The sequence below is a fragment of the Pedobacter gandavensis genome (assembly GCF_032678465.1).
GTDB classification, from domain to species: Bacteria; Bacteroidota; Bacteroidia; order Sphingobacteriales; family Sphingobacteriaceae; genus Pedobacter; species Pedobacter gandavensis_B.
Genome location: NZ_JAVTSK010000011.1, coordinates 1 through 16,642, shown reverse-complemented (window position 1 = coordinate 16,642; position 16,642 = coordinate 1). Strand labels below are relative to the sequence as shown.

Genomic DNA, 16,642 nt, shown 5'->3' with positions numbered 1-16,642 from the left:
TGTTGGGTTTAAGGTTTTGATTTAGGAGCGTATGCGCCGTTATTTAGCCAGGTTTCCCATGCTTTTTTGAATTCGGCATGGCTAATAGGAGGTAATGTCCGACCTTCTCCGGGTTTCCAGCCCCAGCGGACTAAACCATCTTCAGCATGTGCTAACAATTCTTTCATAGACTTGTTGCCATTTTTTTTAGGGTCTATCAATTGTTTAGCCAGTTCGGTTGCAGTTTTGCCCTGGAAAACCATTTTCATATCTGCTGGTGGTAAATGCCATTCCGGGTTTCCGGGAGGACTGTGTATTCCAGGAGTATTTGAGGGTTGGTGGCAGCTGCTGCATTTCATGGCGAACAAACCTTTGCCATCTTTTCCTCTTTTTGGAAACATTTCATGCAAATGGCTGTCGTCTCCCTGTAAAGGAACATCTCCTGAGGGATGGCAGTTCATACAACGTGGACTCATCAATACGCGATAAACTTTTTCAAAAGCTTTTACAGAAGCGAGGCTGTCTTTTTTTATGGGCATTGCTATAGGCGCAGGAACAATTTCTTTACGATTACCGCTATGCCAGGCAAAGGCCATTAACCCTACCATGGTAAGGATGATGGACATGATGAGGATTGATTTTTTCATTTCGCCTGCCCTTCCTTTTTTTGTAATTCTGCAGCCAGGTGTATGGCCTTACGAATGCGGGGATAGGTTCCACAGCGGCAAATATTTCCTGCCATGGCATTGTCTATATCCTGATCCGTAGGATTTGGATTTTCCCGGAGTAATACTGCTGCAGACATGAGTTGTCCGGAATGACAATAACCGCACTGAGGAACACTTACTTCATTCCATGCCAGTTGAAGAGGGTGGTCATTGTTTTGAGAGAGCCCTTCAATAGTGACTATTTTTTGTCCTGTTGCACGGCCGACCTTAGTTACACAGGAGCGTACTGCCTCACCATTTAAATGAACAACACAGGCACCACACTGAGCAACACCACATCCATATTTGGTACCAGTGAGCCCGATAAGATCCCGCAATGCCCATAACAATGGCATTTCCGGATCTGCATCTATCGAGTAAGGTTTCTGATTGATAGTTAGGTTAATCATAATCAATTGATTTATTTGATAGGTTTTGGTTCTCTGTTGATATGGTTGAAAGCTTATTGAGTTTATACAAGTGATAACTAAATAGAAGTTACGGTTTTAGCTTTAACTCTTAAAGTTAATCCAGGAATTCTTTTTCTGTAACAGCTTGTATATAAGTTGTCAGGTTCATTCTCGTTGGTATGAAAGATAGGTTGATTTATAAAATGAGGTTAGAAAGCCAAACATTGCCTACATGGTGAACATTTGGAGATTTTTCCCCTTTTGGAAAAATTGGACCTTGCTGTGCTAAAACCTGGCTAGCGAATCCAAGAATTAATGAAATTGAAAAATATATTGCTTTTCTCATGTTCATGATTTTTATGGTTAAAAAAATACATCGGTGTAATTCTGTCTTATGGTGTACTGACCATATTATAGTCATACTTAAATATCGGAAAATTACTTCATGCTTTTTTAGCTGGAGGTGCCAACACGAAAATCAGGTTCTTTAAGACGAAAGATCTTTTCAAATATCTGGAGGTTACCCATTTACCAGCCTTCTTTGAATTCGGTGGCTATGTTTTACTGATGAGCCAGAAAGATCATGTACGTAATGGATATAAAAAGGAAGGAATTAGGAGCAGGAAGCCCGGTACTTTCCGTGTATTGAGGTGTGGTATGCGATCAGGAGCTAACGTTTATAGGTTTTTAGACCTTAAGAAATTTAGAAAGCCGTTCTAAAATTTAAAACGGCTTTCTCAATCGAATTATTTTGGCATTAATACAGTATCAACCACATGGATCACTCCATTTTTTTGATTAACGTCTGCGATTGTTACGGTGCTCATTCCACCTTTTTCATCTTTTAGAACAAGTTTATTTCCTTTCATCCATGCCCAAAGTTTACCACCTTCCACAGTAGTTAGCTCTGCTTTTCCATTTCCTTTTTTGATGGCTGCTGCTATGGCTTTGCTATCCATTTTTCCTGGAACCACATGATAGGTTAATATTTTGGTCAATGCTGCTTTATTTTCTGGTTTAACCAGGCTTTCTACCGTTCCTTTAGGAAGCTTATTGAAAGCTTCATTTGTTGGTGCAAAAACTGTAAACGGTCCTTTGCCTTTAAGTGTTTCTACCAGACCGGCTGCTTTTACTGCTGCTACCAAAGTGGTATGATCTTTTGAATTCACAGCATTATCAATGATATCTTTTGTGGGATACATGGCTGCACCACCTACCATTTTTACTTTTCCAGTCATGCTCATTTTTGATTGTGCCTGAACTGTAACACTAGATGCAAATGTGATAGCTACTAAAACAATTGCGGTATAAAAAATTTTTTTCATGGTTATGTTTATTTGATTGCATTTACGTAAAGAGATTCCTGTTTGGTTTTCGATTTGTTTAATAAATTATTTGGCTTAGTTTTTTTGCTGATCTGGTGTTTTTTTGAAAACTAATTATCCGTTTATCTCGTATTATATGTGAAGTGTCTCATTATAAAATCTTTATGGTAGGTGTTAATTGTGAAGGTTTAATTTACAGCGAGATACAAGCCTTATGAAAAAGTTTAATTTTTTGATGATCCCGCTTTTGGCTCTTGCATTAAATGCATGTAGTCAGAACCCATCATCGCAGCAAAAGAATAGAAGTTCTGAAGACACAAATTTGTATCCTGATGCAAAACCTGCTCAATATTGGAAAAAGATTTTGTCGCCTCAAGCCTATGAGATCATGGTGAACAAGGGTACGGAAACTCCCTTCAAAAATCCATATTGGGACAACCATAAAAAAGGTGTTTATGTAAGTGCAGCAACTGGCAAACCTTTGTTCAGCTCAGAGGCAAAGTTTGAATCTGGAACGGGATGGCCAAGCTTTTTTAAACCCATTGATGAGAAACTGATTAAGATTGTGAGTGATACTTCCGATGGCATGGTTAGGGATGAAGTGGTTGAGGCAAGTACAGGTTTACATTTAGGGCATGTTTTTGATGATGGCCCTCTGCCTACGGGTAAAAGATACTGTATGGATTCTTACGCCTTTAAGTTCGTTCCTGTTAAATAATGATGTTAAGAGACAACAGAACTGCCTACCTTAAACCAGAATTTAAGTACAAATAATTGTATTTTTAATTAGAGGCCAGAATAATAATCATAGCCTTGTTCTGCCCAATAATCCCGCGGTCTGCTGTTGCTGAAGGACATGGTTCCTATTCTTTTGAGGTTTTTGATCCCATATTTTACCGGAACCAGCAGTCGGAGTGGAGCCCCATGTTCATTGCTCAGGGGCAGATCATTCATTTCATAGGCGAGTAATGTTTGGGGATGTAGTACACTATCCATCTCCAAACCAACATAGTATTCCCCATTGGGCGTTTCCAGGCCCATATACTGTTTTTTTGTTTGTTCATCCAGGTTAAAATGTAACAGGAAATCACTGAGCCTTACGCCGGCCCAATGCTGTATCTGATCCCAGCCTTCCACGCATTTAAAATCGAAAACAATCTCTGTCTTTGGCAGGGCTTTTATCTCGTCGAGACTGATCTTTAAATCGTCCTGATTTTGTCTTTTTACAGACAGTTTCCAGTTTTTGAGATCAAAATTGGTATCGTCCTCAATTCCTATCAGGCTGTTGATTCTGACCTGGCTTGCCGCTCTTGATTTCGGGTAAGTTTTTACCAGATGGTTATTGCTAAAAAAATTTCGGAAGAAAAGCTCTGTTTTGTTTAACGCTTTTCTTAACGGTGCCCTGGTGCCTCCAGTGATTCCCGGGTCTTCATCAGGTGCATTTAGCAGCCATTTCCAACCGCTAAAGGCAGCGGCTCCGAATAGAAAGAAGGTGCTAAAAGAAATGAAGTTCCTGCGTTTTATTTTTTGTTCTATGGTAAGCGGTAGTTTGCTTTTCTTTTTATTTTGTTCCTTCATCTTCTGATTTTTTAAGGATAATTATTTCAGTTTGATCCGGACTGTCTTCTTCAATTACTTCAAACCCGGAGACGACGGATCGGAAATTATTCCAGCCCGCAATGATCACCTGAACAATGTGGATTATAAAAAAAAGCACATAACCAATGGTTAATGCGAAATGTAGAATTCTGGCAAAATGATACCCACCACATAACCAGCATATCCAATAAAACTGAACGGGTTTATAGATGGCCAGACCAGTAAAGACCGATCCGAATCCCATCAATATAATCGCTGAATAGGCAATTCGCTGAGCAGCATTGTATTTCTTTTGTGGAGGAATCATTTTTCTGATATGGAGATCATGAAGAAGCACTTGCCAAGCCTCCTTAAAAGAATATTTATTGGGAAGCAACTCCCGCCAGGCACCGCTAAAAATGGTGTAGAGCACATATAGCAATCCATTAATGAAAAAGAACCACATGAACAAAAAATGGAAAGCCATGCCCTCAGCAAGTCGCTGGGGAATATGGAAGTAATCATAAAACCATTCCGGAAAGAATTTGATCAGTGTAAAGCCGAAAATAGAAATACCATAGGCATCATTTGCCCAATAAATGAATAACCCACTCCAAATCATGATGGCCAGAACCGGGAAGTTAACCCAGTGAGTCCATCGCATCAGGAAGGCATGCTTTTCTTTGATAACTTTCATGACTAAACAGGTATTGGTGCTATTAACGGGGAATTCTGATGTATGGATTTTAAATGATTGATTTTTAGTGTGATTGATGGTTGGCGTTGAATTAAATATACCGAAAATTCATGAAAATGCCAGCAGTGTAAAAAGAGGAAGCGTGTTTTTTTTACTGTAGATTTAAGATCTGTTATTTTTTTATCTCAATTTCAACCACATTAGTTTTATTTACAATAATTTTGCGGCGAAATGATAAATTCAATCGCAATTATGTTGAGTAAAGATTTGCTGAAATGGGATAACATAAAAACCAGATTGATTAGTTTGGTATATGGGGAGTACTTTACCGATGCCCTGCGAAATACCATCGCTATTGTATTGCCATTTGTCTTGTTATTTTACTATGATCAGCCTAATATGGCGGTTGGAGTAGGGGTTGGTGCATTACTGATCAGCTTAACCGATGCACCTGGAAACCGTGCAAATAAGTTCAAATCCGCGATTACCAGCATTCTATCTTTCTTCTTTAGTGCGCTTATTATTTCCTCTTCTCTGGGAAATCATTGGCTGATGGGAGGAAGTATTTTTCTGCTGACTTTTATTTTCTCTATGCTAGCGATTTTTGGCAGCAGGCTGGCATTAACTGGCACCATGGCCATCATACTTGGCATTTTTACTCTTGGTCTGCATCCCGTAAATCCACTGCTCTTCAGCTGGTACATTCTCCTTGGAGGATACTGGTACTACCTGATCAGCCTGATTCAGATTGTCATCTGGCCATACCGATCGCTCCACCAGGCGATTTTTGAATGTATTACTGCTACTTCAGTCTTTCTAAAATCTAAAGCACGTTATTACGATCCGGAAGTTAACCTTGAGGATTGTTATAGTGAAACCATTGCTTTACACATCAAAGTGAGTGAGAAACAAGAGCTGGTTAGAAACCTGCTCTTAAGCGATAAGGCGGCAATGAAGCCTACCAATGAACGAGGCAGACAATTGTTGCGCACTGCGGTAAGTGTGATCGACTTGTATGAGCAGGTAACCGCGATTCATTACGACTATGCCTATGTCAGAAAAAACCTGGATAAAACCGGTGCATTAAATCTGATCATTGAGTTAATTGAAATTCTTGCAGAAGAGCTGAAAGTGCTCAGCGCAGTATTCTTAAGACCAAAACAAACCCATTCGGAATCACGCTGGCTTAGATTTGAAGCCGCTAAAGCAGCGCTGACCAGGCTATTAGATTCGGCAGCAGAAACGAATGCCCATATCATACAGAAAGTATTAAAAAACCTGGAAGGGATTGTGTTGGATATTCAGGTGATTGAAAACAGCAGGCCAATGTCTGCCATTCCTGCCAGTCTTGATGCGGATGACATCGCCTATCAGGAATTTTTATCTCCCCAGCTGTTTACACTAAAATCGCTAAAACAGCAATTTTCTTTTGCTGCGCCCGTATTTAGGTTTTCCCTGAGACTGGCACTCATGTGTGCTTTTGCTTATCTGATCACCCTGGTTTTCCCTCTGGGGAAATACAGTTACTGGTTGTTACTCACCATTGTGATTGTTGCGAAACCCAGATTTGGACTCACCTGGAAAAGAAATGTAGAGCGCTTATCAGGTACTTTTATAGGTGCTGTGTTGGGCATTGTTTTATTGCTGACCATCAAGCAAACCGCGGTACTGTTGGTTTTAGCGGCATTTATGTTATTGGGCTTTTTTACCTTCAACCGGATCAAATATTCGGTAAGTGTGGTGTTTGTCACCGCGATGGTGATCCTTTCGCTCAGCGTTTACGACGGTCATTCAGATCACATCATCATGGAAAGGGTTCTATATACCATTGTTGGCTGTGTCATCGCCTATCTGGCGGCCTTTCTTTTTCCAGTTTGGGAGATCAAAAGTTTAAAATCACTTATCTCGAATATTCTGGAAGCCAATAGCAATTACCTAAAAAAGGTGAGGGAAGAACTATGGGGTACCGCAGTAGGTGCAACGGCCTCAAAACTGGCAAGGAAAAACAGTTACATTCAACTGGCAAAATTTTCGGAAACCTTGCAATACCTTCACCTGGAACCAAAAAGTAAACAAGTAGATCTGCCAGGAGTTTTTGGTATTCAGATTCTGAGCTACAGAATCAATTCTATCATTGCGTCCCTGTCGCTTTCCGCGAAACAAAATACGATGGAAGATTCCTGCCTGAGGTTACTTTCTGAGGCTTTGGATCACATGGAATATTGTGCGCAACACAGTGACAAATTGAATCTGCAAAGTATCAATGAAGTGATCCATAAAGATAAAATCGAAGAAGACCATGACGATGAAGGTACACTTCAACATCAGCTGAAACTCTTACTTGCTTTATCTTCAGAGCTGAAATTGTATTTCGTTTGATTTTTGTCCTATCTTGGAAAACAGCAATTAATTCAGGAAATGAGTACAACAGAAAATTGAAAGGAGAGTGGAACAGAAAAATTTCCTGAGGTTTAAAACTCATGGAAGGAATGTGTTAGTTTCACTTAAAGCTGGATATAGATCAGTATTCCTGCTATTCGGGATTTAAATATGTAGTTTTTCTTCTTCCATATCCAGAAATTTCAAATGTCTGCGGATGATTTCTTCGTCCAGAGTTTTTTCAGTTTTGTTCTTTTGAAGCAACCATATCCTTTGTTGTTCCAGCAAATCAATATAGATGATTTTACATTCTTCTGCCATGGGTTCATCGGGACTTACTGCAGTCACACTTTCCCATTTGATCGCCATTTGTTGTAACATGGGCTGACGATTCAACTGCTCCGGATAGTTTGATCTCAATTGACCTAAGGCAAAGGCAGCAAGCTCTTTTTTTAGCGATAAATAGACCTCATCTTCAGGTAATTCTTTATCCAGATTTGGGAATTTAAGCTTTCTGATCAGATAGGGCAGCGTGAGACCTTGCAATAATAAGGTGAGTAGAATCACAATAAAGGTAATGAAGAGAATCAGGTTCCGCTGCGGGAAAGGACTGCCATCTGCCAGGTGTACAGGAATAGATAAAGCGGCGGCTAAGGAAACCACACCTCGCATGCCAGTCCAGCCCAATAAGAATGGACCTTTTAATCCCGGATTTTTAGCATCAGCTACAGTGATGAAATTTCTGGCAATCAGTGTCACCACTACCGCACCGTAAGCAGCGATGATTCTACCAATGATTAACACTGCGGTTACCATTACGCCATAGCCTATAGCTGCAGCAAGACTCACGGATTCCAGTCCGGCAGTAATTTCCGGTAAATCGAGCCCGATCAGGATAAAAACCAGACCGTTTAATACAAAACAGAAGCTTTCCCAGACATTGACACCTCTTAAGCGTGAGGTGCTGCTCAGGAAATGATGGCGATGGGTGGAGAGTAATAAACCACCACTAACCACAGCCAGTACTCCAGAGCTGTGTACTTCTTCAGCAGCCATGTACATGATATAGGGAGTCACCAATGTGAGGACAATATCTGTGTTTGCATCCGTAGGAAGGAATTTATGGGCTTTCATGAAAATCCATCCCAATATTAAACCGATTCCTACACCACCCAACATCATCCAGCTAAAACTTAAAGCGGCATCAGACCAAATAAATTGTCCGGTGGCCACTACAATTAAGGCAAAACGAAAGATGATCAGGGAGGAGGCATCGTTTAAAAGGCTTTCACCTTCCAGTATGGAAGACATGCGTTTTGGCACCTTGACAAATTTCAGAATTGCTCCAGCGCTTACGGCATCTGGCGGAGACACAATTCCACCCAATAAAAAACCCAGGGCAAGGGAGAAGCCGGGAATGAAATGATTTGCAAAGAAAGCTACCGACATGGCCGTTAGAAAAACCACCACAAATGCAAAACTGGTAATGATGCGTCGCCAGTGCCAGAGTTCTTTCCAAGATACTGTCCAGGCTGCCTCATACAATAAGGGAGGGAGGAAGATATAGAAAATCACCTCCGGGTCCATATGGATAACGGGAACTCCGGGAATGAAACTGATGCACAACCCTGCAACAACTAAAAGCACGGGATAAGCGACCTTGATTTTATTGGCCAGCATAATCAGTAATACAATGGCCACGATTATGCCCAGATAAAAAGAGAAATATTCCATCATGTACAGCTTTATAGAAACAAGATAACTATTCTTTTCCTGATCGGCTTTCTACATGATGGCCATTTCTTAACTTATTTTCCTACTCTTTTTTGCAGGTGTTCCGGATAGCGTGCACCCTGGATCTGTATTTGTTTTGCAGCTTCCTCTATCTGTTGTAAGTCCTGAGGGCTAAGGGAAAGTCTGCTGGCACCAATGTTTTCTTCCAGGCGATGTAGTTTGGTGGTCCCTGGAATAGGAACGATCCATGGTTTCTGTGCCCAAAGCCAGGCCAGGGCAATTTGTGCCGGTGTAGCCTCTTTTTCTGTGGCAATGCTGTTCAGTAAATTTACCATGCTCTGATTGGCTTTACGTGCTTCCGCCGAAAAACGTGGTACTATATTGCGGAAATCGGTTTTATCAAACTCGGTAGTTTCGTCAATTTTTCCAGTTAGAAAGCCTTTTCCAAGTGGACTAAAAGGTACAAAACCAATTCCCAGTTCTTCAAGAGTAGGGATAATCTCCAATTCCGGCTCTCTCCACCACAAGGAATATTCGCTTTGTAAAGCAGTTACTGGTTGTACAGCATGTGCAGCACGAATACTGGCTACACCAGCTTCCGATAGACCAAAATGTTTGACTTTACCTTCTTTAATCAGCTCTTTTACAGTTCCGGCAACCTCTTCCATGGGTACGTTCGGATCCACACGGTGCTGGTAAAATAAATCAATGGCATCAACTTTTAATCTTTTTAAAGCAGCTTCTGCAACTGCTCTTATTCTCGCCGGACTGCTATCCAGTCCTTTTTTAGAGTCACCATCCTGAAAGCCAAATTTTGTGGCAATCAAGACCTGATTTTGAAAAGGAGCAAGGGCTTCGCCTAACAGCTCTTCATTTGTGAAAGGACCATAGCATTCTGCAGTATCAAAAAAGGTAATGCCCTTTTCGACAGCTGCGCGTATCAACGAAATCATTTCTTTTTTATCGTGTGCCGGACCATAGCCAAAGCTCATCCCCATGCAACCCAGACCCATAGCTGATACCTGAAGTCCGTTTGTTCCTAATGTTCTCTTTTCCATTTTTTATAAAACTATAGATGAAATTTTTCACTCAGTCGTAAGTTAAACAGTGATATACCGATACAGTTTTCTTAAATTACACTAATGATCGGTTCTATTTTAATCTGTGCTTTCGAATGACAGTATACAAAGATGCGCTGGATTCTTTTGCCGATTGTTATCCTGATTACGGTTTTACCTACCAATTTTACTGATCGTATTTAAAGTCTTTAGAGATTTAACGGATCATTAGTTTTTATGAGCCAATTTGCCAAAAGGAGTATTTAACATCCTGAATGGATTGGGAAATGTGCTGGGTACTGAAATTGTTAAACATCCGGAGGTGGGAAAATAACTATTTAGATCTGGGTTTTGAAGATCTATCTCATTTTTCCTATGCTTTTAAAAATGAATTTGGAGTAGCACCATTACAAATTAGCCTATAGAGGGGGGTGTTCTACGACTTGAGAACAATGCTGTTAAAGTGCAAAGACCAACACCTATGGTATAGGCCAGCATATCAGACCATAGGAAACCACGTCCAAGAACCAATGCACCTGGCGTAGTATTTCTGATTTGGGTGATCCATGTTGCCTGATAAAGCTGAGCAAGCTCAATGCAGTAGCATATGGATAAACTAATGATTGCGATCTGTTGAAGTTTTGAATTAATGAGCAGAAATCTGATGATCAGAAACATCATCACTGCATATAAAATGTCGCCAACAATAGGAGGGATCATTGCTGTTTTTCTGGAAAGTAAACCAGCAGCAATAACGATGATAATGAGTAGCGCGTAAAGTATTCTTTTTTTGAGATTAAGCATTTTTTGCCATTAATTCCTTCGCGAGCTTTTTAATAAACATATAATTGATGGTTCCACTGATTACACCTCCTACTACTGGAACCAGTCGGCGGCTAGCTTTGGAGCCCAAATTTAGAAATATTTTCTCTGCAACTTCTTCCATGATATTTTTGCTCAGCACCAATTGGGTATCTGCTTTAACCGAGGAGGCCACAATCTTAAAGAAATCTTCAAAACTGATTTTGTACCTGCCTGTTTTATGATAAGAAATGGCCAGTGTGACGCGGAATTGTTGTGTGATGATGTTGATCATATCCAGAGGAGTCCCGATCAGCATGGTGCTTACACCGCCAACACCGGTTACTAAACCAGATCCACCTGCCATTAAAGCACATTGATTCACGAATTTATCGATGCCTAAAGTATCTACACCTTTCTTGATATTCACCTGGTCAATCCTACTAAAAATTTGTTTAAAGCCACCAGAGGCAAGATTGTTAAAACCTTGTCTGATGTCCTTTTTTACCTTTTTAAAGTTGATGTTCTTATACGAGGGTAAATTCATAATTTCTAAATTAATAGAAATGACTGTACCACTTTCATGCCAGAGCTGAATATGTGGTATGTTTATGCCGGATGGTCAGGTTCTTCGGGGCTTTTGTACTTTCGAGGTAGGCTGCCTGAAGGTTTTAGCTTTGCAATCAGTTTTGTTTTAGCTATTTTTTTAGTGTTGTATACCTGTTTTTCCCTTGTAGAACCTTGTTTAATGTCGGTTGAGGTCTTTTTTTGAGTAGCGTCAGGTACTGTTATTTTAGGAGTTATTGCTTCCTTTTTAGGAATGGTTCCTGCATGAACACTATCTGAAATTTCTGATCCATCCTCATTAATAAAGGAGATATAGGCCTCCATTCTATGATTGACCAGGTTTGGGTCAATTTCCAGGGTATGTTTTCCATCTTCTCTGTGGGAGGCACTCAGGCAATGGGTTTGCTGAGAGTGGCCTGGAAAACATACTTGCAACATGGCCCGATCTTTTCTGTTTTTCCATGGCAGGTTTTCAGGGACATCCCAACTAAATTCAACGGCGGTACCAACCAGCTGAATCCTGGGTTTTTCTGCCTTTAACAGGCTTCCCATGCTGATCATGGCTTTGGAATAATCCATCCCCGCATTTGGATATTCGCCGGTTACGGCATGTTTTTTATTATAGGAAACCGCTTCATTATAATAGTTTCTGTCGGTACCCTGTACCTTTAGTTTGAACCCAAGTTTAATAAAAGGAATGATAGGTCGCAGGAATTCGTTTACAATCGTCATGCGGTTGCAATTGATCTTTCTGGCGGGACTGAGGGGTTTGGTGGAATGTCCAATCAGCCTGATGACGTTTTTTCCGTTCAACATATAGCCTACTAAATTGCCTACCCGGCCATTAAATCCACCAAAAAAACCGTTTTGTAAACTTCCCATAGCGTTAATTTTTATTGATAATCCTTTGTATAGAATACAATATAGTAAATAAGTTTCAGAAAAGATGCAATTATATCCGGGATGTGCTGAGGTATATATAATTGTTATTACAATTTCTCTTCATCCTTAAATGGTGTTTAAATGGTCATTTAGACCTATTGAGGATTAATCAACCATTTATTAATGATGGATTAAAGATTTAATATATCTAGTCTCATTTAGGACTCTTCTCAAAGTCAGGCTGGCAGGAAGAAAAATTAAATAGTTGTACATGGTTTTGTTTGTGTTTTTATACTTTTGTTTATTTTTAATTTATATTATTATTTTTTAATTACTTTTTAAGCTTGTTGTTGGTTTTATTAATAATATTAGCATTGTGATTAAGTGTTAATAAGAGTCTTGTCGTAGTAGTATCTGAAGCCGTACTGCTGTAATTCTATTTCGCCTAATGCTTCAGAAACTTTAAATTGCTACATAGGTTTTGCAGTCCTCGCATTTATTTGTGGAATGGGTTTGGATATGCTAACAGGTTCTAATTGAGGATAAAAAGTCGGAGGTTTGTTCAATGATGCTGGGACTATAATTCTAACCGGGGGAATTAAAGAAAAAAAAATATATAAAAGGCAGTACAAATGCCAAAATTCAATTGGAGATTTTAGGGTATTTGAAAAATAACAACTTAAAATAATAGTTAGAAGACGTTAAAAGTCAGTTAATACGATTATGTGGCACGTTTTTACGACCCGGTTATTGGGAAAATCACCTTATGTCTATGGCTTTATGTGCCATATAAAAGATAGTTAAGTAATGGAAAATATTTCTTTGAATAACGAGCCGTTAAGATTGAGAACGGGCACGACCTATATCATAATAGATGCCCTTTATTTGAATGATATTAAAGAGTGTATACAAAATATAGATACCTCTAGTGGTATCATTGCAAGCATAAAATCAATATCATTTCCATATATGGACACTCCTTTTGCTATGTACCTGGCTAAAGAATCCTTATTTGATGTAAGTAAAATAAAGAAGGTTCACTACTCAGATATTGATGTAAGAGACCCATCTTTTTTCTCAACTGACACTGCTCTTATGGTGTTTATTAATGAAACGCTATTGCTTCAGTTTGTCGATGCTTTCGATTACAATGAATTGGTGGATTCTGCCGATGCTTTAATTGTCTTGTCCTAAAATGGGTTTACACCTAAAAAGGCAAGAAAATGGAAGAAAAAGTTCTATCAAAAAGGAAACCTGGTCAATACTTCAGTACAAAGCAGAAGCACATAATGATAAAGGCGTACCTCGAAAGTGGTAAATCTAAACAGGCAATTTGGAAGGAGTTCACAGGCGATTATAGAGAACGAGGTAAGCTTTTAAAATTTATGAGACAATTGGGTTACATTGAGGATAGTATCAAGAAAAAACCCATATCATTCTATATGAAAGATAAACCCGTTACTAGTAAGCCAGTTGAACTACCTGAAAATAATGAAAATGAAGCTGAAATGCGTCAGTTGAAATTGCAACTAAAGGATAGTCAGTTTCGTGAGCAGGCCTATCTAATGATGATTGAAGTCGCAGAACGTGAATTGAAAATCAACATTCGAAAAAAGTCCTATACCAAGTAATCTATGAAATGAAAGACAGAAATAGAAATATAAGCCTTGCACGCATCTGTCGAATACTTGGTGTTACCAGACAAGCTTATTATCAGCATTGGTGGCATAATGAGACGTTAACTATTGAAAATGAATTGGTTTTGAAGCATATCCACCAAATACGACAAGATCACAGACATATGGGAACCAGAAAACTTTATGAATTGATTCAGCCATTTTTAATTGAACACCAGATAAAAATGGGACGGGATGCACTATTCGATTTGTTGGCAACACATGGAATGTTGGTTAAAAGATATAAACGGAGAATATCGACTACTAATTCATTCCATATGTACCGAAAGTTCCCAAATCTGATAAAAGGTTTTGTTCCTAAAGCACCTAATAGATTGTGGGTAAGTGATATTACTTATTGGAGAGTCAATGACAAGTTTTTGTATATAAGTTTTATAACGGATGCTTTTTCAAGGAAAATTGTTGGCTACAATGTTGCGGAAAATTTATTATCTATTGAGACCGTGAAGGCGCTGCAAATGGCTCTAAAGGGGGCTGATGATACTGAGTTTCTTTGTCATCATTCTGACAGGGGCTTACAATACTGTTCCAATGAATACATCAGGCTTCTGGAAGAAAGTGAAATTAAAATCAGCATGACAGAGAGTGGTGATCCGAGGGATAATGCTATTGCTGAGCGATTGAATGGGATCATAAAAAATGAATATCTCAGCGGTTATCAGGTACAAAACATTGAAGAAGGACGGAAGGTTCTGGAATTTGTCATTAACCTTTACAATGATGAACGACCTCATATGAGTATTGGAAACCTAACTCCCAATCAAGTTCACGAAAATAAAGGAAAGCCCGAGCAGCTTTGGAAGAATTATTATAAAAAAAGCAGTACTATTGTAAATCCTATTCAGGATCATAGTGCTGCAGTAAATCAATAGCAGGATTATTAATTAAAAATCGTAAACGTATTTTAGGACGAGTCAGCTGAGCAAGCGGAAGTTGGGCAGAGCCCTACTTGCTTGCCCTTACGCTATCGCTAGAGGGGTTTGAAGTATACTCCGGGTATACTTTACTACCTTCACCGTACCAATAAGGCCGAAAAGAGTACACTGCAACGTATACCCTGATGATAAAAGCCTGCGGCAGCAAGGTGCTTCGCAGTTTATAGTTGGGGAATCTTCCATTCCCCAAACCCCTTTGGAACCTCTTACTGATAGAAAGAGCCGCTCTTTCCTCCCCACTGCCAAAGCACTTTCCATCAGTAAGAGGTCACCACCCAAAGCAACCAACGGGAGTAGTAAAAGTAGTTTTTGTATAGCAAAAACATAAACTTGCTCCATCAAGGCTCCCTGCAATACACCAACGAGAATAGAGGTTCGGGGAGATGATCTGTTAAGCCCCAAAAAGCGGAAGAAGGGGAAGCTGTCAAGGGAACGTGGAATAAATGGGATTGCAGGGTAAAGGCTAAGAGCGTTTATGCCGCGAAAGTCCCTTTACTGCTTTCCTTTCCGGAGGCTATCTTTGCTGTAACAGATGATCTTCCTACCAGTAAAAGCCAAAAAATCAACGCACCAACGGCCTTGTAAAACCCAAACAAAAAACTAACTTCACGCTAAAGGAACGTTCTTTATAAAGCTGAAAAGTAGCTGCCAGCAAATCCGGTGAACTGTAAAAAAGTTGCATAAGGGTGTTCGATTACGGGGCACGTTTCTATGATCCGGTGATTGGAAGGTGGAATGTGGTGGATAAGCTTGCCGATCATCCAAGACAAATAGATAAATCTCCATACGCCTACGCATGGAATGATCCTGTTAAATTAACTGATCCTGATGGGAACTGTCCAGCTTGTATCATTGCTATACTTGAAGCTGTAGCTAGTCTGACAGCAGCTGAAGTTGCAACAACAGCAGCGGTAGCTACTACGACCTATATTGTAGTAAACAATGCAAACAAAGCAAAAAATAGTGGAAAGACTTTTAATTTCTTCCCTTCCGGTAACGGTACTGAATTTTTTATACCCAATGACAATGCTGAAGATAAAAGCACTGAGCCAGAAAAGAAGAGCGAAAATAAAAAAGATAATACTTATGATCGTGTTAAACCTAGAAAAGGGACTTTAAAAGAAGTAGATAAGGCGCAGCCAAAGAACGAGGAGGGTATAATGATAGATCCTAATACTTTAGAAGTATTAATGCCAGGAAAAATAGATTTGGGGCACAAAAAGGGAGAAGAGTGGAGAACTAGAAAACAGAAACACATTGACCGTGGAAGTACTAGAAAAGAAGTGCTTGACGCGGAAAATGATGCACTTATATACCAATGGGAAGACCGACGATCAAATAGAAGCCGTAAAAATGAAAAAAAAGATTGAAAATAAACTTTCAGAAGAAATAGTCAGAGCTGTTAATAGAAATGAGCTTGAAACGTTAGTGGAATTGGTTAGCCCATTAAATATTAATGCTGTTGATAAAGAAAAACGGAGTGTGTTGTTTCACGCTGTACTGGCCAAGTCTATAGATATGGTTAAACTCTTATTAAAGAGTCAGCCAGATTTAAATGTTAAGGATCTTAATGGATGGTCAGCATTGCATTATGCTGCGCAAGGTAATCTGACAGATATTGCAAAGTTACTAATCGAAAATGGAGCAGACTTAGAAGTAAAAGACGATTATGGAAATACACCGTTATCAAGAGCTACATTCTCGTCATGTGGTTATGGTGATTTGATAAAACTGCTACTCTCTTACGGAGCTGATCGTAATAATGAGAATAATAGTGGCATTAGTCCTTTAAAATTAGCAAATACCATCGCAAACTATGATTTGAAGCAGTTTTTTGAATAGATATGTTATGGTACATCCACTTTAATCAATAAAACAACAAAGCTCAGAATT

At 39.4% G+C, this 16,642-nt stretch carries 18 protein-coding genes; 7 read left to right on the top strand and 11 right to left on the bottom strand.

Going from position 1 to position 16,642, the window contains the following annotated elements:
* Window positions 1-8 precede the first annotated feature (8 nt).
* The 4 genes from R2Q94_RS18220 to R2Q94_RS18205 form a co-directional block, all read right to left on the bottom strand.
* A complete protein-coding gene (locus R2Q94_RS18220; protein WP_316822906.1) occupies window positions 9-626 on the bottom strand; it encodes a hypothetical protein in 618 nt (205 codons plus the stop codon).
* The gene (locus R2Q94_RS18215) at window positions 623-1,096 is read right to left on the bottom strand and encodes a (2Fe-2S)-binding protein (RefSeq protein WP_316822905.1); all 474 of its coding nucleotides are present in this window, start codon (window positions 1,094-1,096) and stop codon (window positions 623-625) included. Before R2Q94_RS18215 ends, R2Q94_RS18220 begins: the two co-directional genes overlap by 4 nt.
* A 196-nt stretch (window positions 1,097-1,292) precedes the next feature.
* Window positions 1,293-1,442 carry a hypothetical protein gene (locus R2Q94_RS18210; RefSeq protein WP_316822904.1) on the bottom strand — a complete coding sequence of 50 codons (150 nt, stop codon included), beginning with the start codon at window positions 1,440-1,442 and terminating at the stop codon, window positions 1,293-1,295.
* 400 nt (window positions 1,443-1,842) lie between these two features.
* Window positions 1,843-2,421, bottom strand: a complete 579-nt coding sequence (locus tag R2Q94_RS18205; protein WP_316822903.1) for a fasciclin domain-containing protein — start codon at window positions 2,419-2,421, stop codon at window positions 1,843-1,845.
* A 214-nt stretch (window positions 2,422-2,635) separates the two neighbouring features.
* Between R2Q94_RS18205 and msrB the strand changes: the two genes are divergently transcribed.
* The gene (msrB, locus tag R2Q94_RS18200) at window positions 2,636-3,139 is read left to right on the top strand and encodes a peptide-methionine (R)-S-oxide reductase MsrB (protein ID WP_316822902.1); all 504 of its coding nucleotides are present in this window, start codon (window positions 2,636-2,638) and stop codon (window positions 3,137-3,139) included.
* Between the two features lie 68 nt (window positions 3,140-3,207).
* On the opposite strand, the gene R2Q94_RS18195 is transcribed toward msrB, so the two are convergent.
* On the bottom strand, window positions 3,208-3,999 hold the full coding sequence (locus R2Q94_RS18195; RefSeq protein WP_316822901.1) for a molybdopterin-dependent oxidoreductase: 792 nt from the start codon (window positions 3,997-3,999) through the stop codon (window positions 3,208-3,210).
* Window positions 3,983-4,696 carry a cytochrome b/b6 domain-containing protein gene (locus R2Q94_RS18190; RefSeq protein WP_316822900.1) on the bottom strand — a complete coding sequence of 238 codons (714 nt, stop codon included), beginning with the start codon at window positions 4,694-4,696 and terminating at the stop codon, window positions 3,983-3,985. The genes R2Q94_RS18195 and R2Q94_RS18190 overlap by 17 nt, the downstream gene beginning before the upstream one ends.
* A gap of 231 nt (window positions 4,697-4,927) precedes the next feature.
* Here R2Q94_RS18190 and R2Q94_RS18185 point away from each other — a divergent pair, with 231 nt between their 5' ends.
* Window positions 4,928-7,075, top strand: coding sequence for an FUSC family protein (locus R2Q94_RS18185; protein WP_316822899.1), 2,148 nt, complete (start codon window positions 4,928-4,930; stop codon window positions 7,073-7,075).
* Between the two features lie 165 nt (window positions 7,076-7,240).
* Here R2Q94_RS18185 and R2Q94_RS18180 read toward each other — a convergent pair whose 3' ends face one another.
* The 5 genes from R2Q94_RS18180 to R2Q94_RS18160 all read right to left on the bottom strand — a co-directional run bounded on the left by R2Q94_RS18180 (window position 7,241) and on the right by R2Q94_RS18160 (window position 12,117).
* Complete coding sequence (locus tag R2Q94_RS18180; RefSeq protein ID WP_316822898.1) at window positions 7,241-8,812, bottom strand: Na+/H+ antiporter; 1,572 nt, start codon at window positions 8,810-8,812, stop codon at window positions 7,241-7,243.
* Between the two features lie 71 nt (window positions 8,813-8,883).
* Window positions 8,884-9,867, bottom strand: a complete 984-nt coding sequence (locus tag R2Q94_RS18175; protein ID WP_316822897.1) for an aldo/keto reductase — start codon at window positions 9,865-9,867, stop codon at window positions 8,884-8,886.
* Window positions 9,868-10,281: 414 nt separating this feature from the next.
* Window positions 10,282-10,671 carry a DUF2809 domain-containing protein gene (locus R2Q94_RS18170; RefSeq protein WP_316822896.1) on the bottom strand — a complete coding sequence of 130 codons (390 nt, stop codon included), beginning with the start codon at window positions 10,669-10,671 and terminating at the stop codon, window positions 10,282-10,284.
* On the bottom strand, window positions 10,664-11,215 hold the full coding sequence (locus tag R2Q94_RS18165; protein WP_316822895.1) for a hypothetical protein: 552 nt from the start codon (window positions 11,213-11,215) through the stop codon (window positions 10,664-10,666). Before R2Q94_RS18165 ends, R2Q94_RS18170 begins: the two co-directional genes overlap by 8 nt.
* A gap of 62 nt (window positions 11,216-11,277) precedes the next feature.
* Window positions 11,278-12,117 (bottom strand): DUF6266 family protein, encoded by an 840-nt coding sequence (locus R2Q94_RS18160; protein ID WP_316822894.1) that lies wholly within the window; start codon window positions 12,115-12,117, stop codon window positions 11,278-11,280.
* 807 nt (window positions 12,118-12,924) lie between these two features.
* On the opposite strand from R2Q94_RS18160, the gene R2Q94_RS18155 reads away from it, so the two are divergent.
* The 5 genes from R2Q94_RS18155 to R2Q94_RS18135 all read left to right on the top strand — a co-directional run bounded on the left by R2Q94_RS18155 (window position 12,925) and on the right by R2Q94_RS18135 (window position 16,591).
* Entirely contained in the window at window positions 12,925-13,311 is a 387-nt protein-coding gene (locus R2Q94_RS18155; RefSeq protein WP_316822893.1) for a hypothetical protein, read from the top strand.
* Window positions 13,312-13,340: 29 nt separating this feature from the next.
* Window positions 13,341-13,748, top strand: coding sequence for a hypothetical protein (locus tag R2Q94_RS18150; RefSeq protein ID WP_316822892.1), 408 nt, complete (start codon window positions 13,341-13,343; stop codon window positions 13,746-13,748).
* Window positions 13,749-13,756: 8 nt separating this feature from the next.
* Window positions 13,757-14,686 carry an IS3 family transposase gene (locus R2Q94_RS18145; RefSeq protein ID WP_316822891.1) on the top strand — a complete coding sequence of 310 codons (930 nt, stop codon included), beginning with the start codon at window positions 13,757-13,759 and terminating at the stop codon, window positions 14,684-14,686.
* A 749-nt stretch (window positions 14,687-15,435) separates the two neighbouring features.
* Complete coding sequence (locus tag R2Q94_RS18140; RefSeq protein ID WP_316822890.1) at window positions 15,436-16,119, top strand: GH-E family nuclease; 684 nt, start codon at window positions 15,436-15,438, stop codon at window positions 16,117-16,119.
* Complete coding sequence (locus R2Q94_RS18135; RefSeq protein ID WP_316822889.1) at window positions 16,103-16,591, top strand: ankyrin repeat domain-containing protein; 489 nt, start codon at window positions 16,103-16,105, stop codon at window positions 16,589-16,591. The genes R2Q94_RS18140 and R2Q94_RS18135 overlap by 17 nt, the downstream gene beginning before the upstream one ends.
* Window positions 16,592-16,642 lie beyond the last annotated feature (51 nt).

Coding starts and splice junctions, on each gene's coding strand:
- R2Q94_RS18220 (WP_316822906.1), bottom strand. CDS start 626: ATGAAAAAATCAATCCTCATCATGTCCATCATCCTTACCATGGTAGGG.
- R2Q94_RS18215 (WP_316822905.1), bottom strand. CDS start 1,096: ATGATTAACCTAACTATCAATCAGAAACCTTACTCGATAGATGCAGAT.
- R2Q94_RS18210 (WP_316822904.1), bottom strand. CDS start 1,442: ATGAGAAAAGCAATATATTTTTCAATTTCATTAATTCTTGGATTCGCT.
- R2Q94_RS18205 (WP_316822903.1), bottom strand. CDS start 2,421: ATGAAAAAAATTTTTTATACCGCAATTGTTTTAGTAGCTATCACATTT.
- msrB (WP_316822902.1), top strand. CDS start 2,636: ATGAAAAAGTTTAATTTTTTGATGATCCCGCTTTTGGCTCTTGCATTA.
- R2Q94_RS18195 (WP_316822901.1), bottom strand. CDS start 3,999: ATGAAGGAACAAAATAAAAAGAAAAGCAAACTACCGCTTACCATAGAA.
- R2Q94_RS18190 (WP_316822900.1), bottom strand. CDS start 4,696: ATGAAAGTTATCAAAGAAAAGCATGCCTTCCTGATGCGATGGACTCAC.
- R2Q94_RS18185 (WP_316822899.1), top strand. CDS start 4,928: ATGATAAATTCAATCGCAATTATGTTGAGTAAAGATTTGCTGAAATGG.
- R2Q94_RS18180 (WP_316822898.1), bottom strand. CDS start 8,812: ATGATGGAATATTTCTCTTTTTATCTGGGCATAATCGTGGCCATTGTA.
- R2Q94_RS18175 (WP_316822897.1), bottom strand. CDS start 9,867: ATGGAAAAGAGAACATTAGGAACAAACGGACTTCAGGTATCAGCTATG.
- R2Q94_RS18170 (WP_316822896.1), bottom strand. CDS start 10,671: ATGCTTAATCTCAAAAAAAGAATACTTTACGCGCTACTCATTATCATC.
- R2Q94_RS18165 (WP_316822895.1), bottom strand. CDS start 11,215: ATGAATTTACCCTCGTATAAGAACATCAACTTTAAAAAGGTAAAAAAG.
- R2Q94_RS18160 (WP_316822894.1), bottom strand. CDS start 12,117: ATGGGAAGTTTACAAAACGGTTTTTTTGGTGGATTTAATGGCCGGGTA.
- R2Q94_RS18155 (WP_316822893.1), top strand. CDS start 12,925: ATGGAAAATATTTCTTTGAATAACGAGCCGTTAAGATTGAGAACGGGC.
- R2Q94_RS18150 (WP_316822892.1), top strand. CDS start 13,341: ATGGAAGAAAAAGTTCTATCAAAAAGGAAACCTGGTCAATACTTCAGT.
- R2Q94_RS18145 (WP_316822891.1), top strand. CDS start 13,757: ATGAAAGACAGAAATAGAAATATAAGCCTTGCACGCATCTGTCGAATA.
- R2Q94_RS18135 (WP_316822889.1), top strand. CDS start 16,103: ATGAAAAAAAAGATTGAAAATAAACTTTCAGAAGAAATAGTCAGAGCT.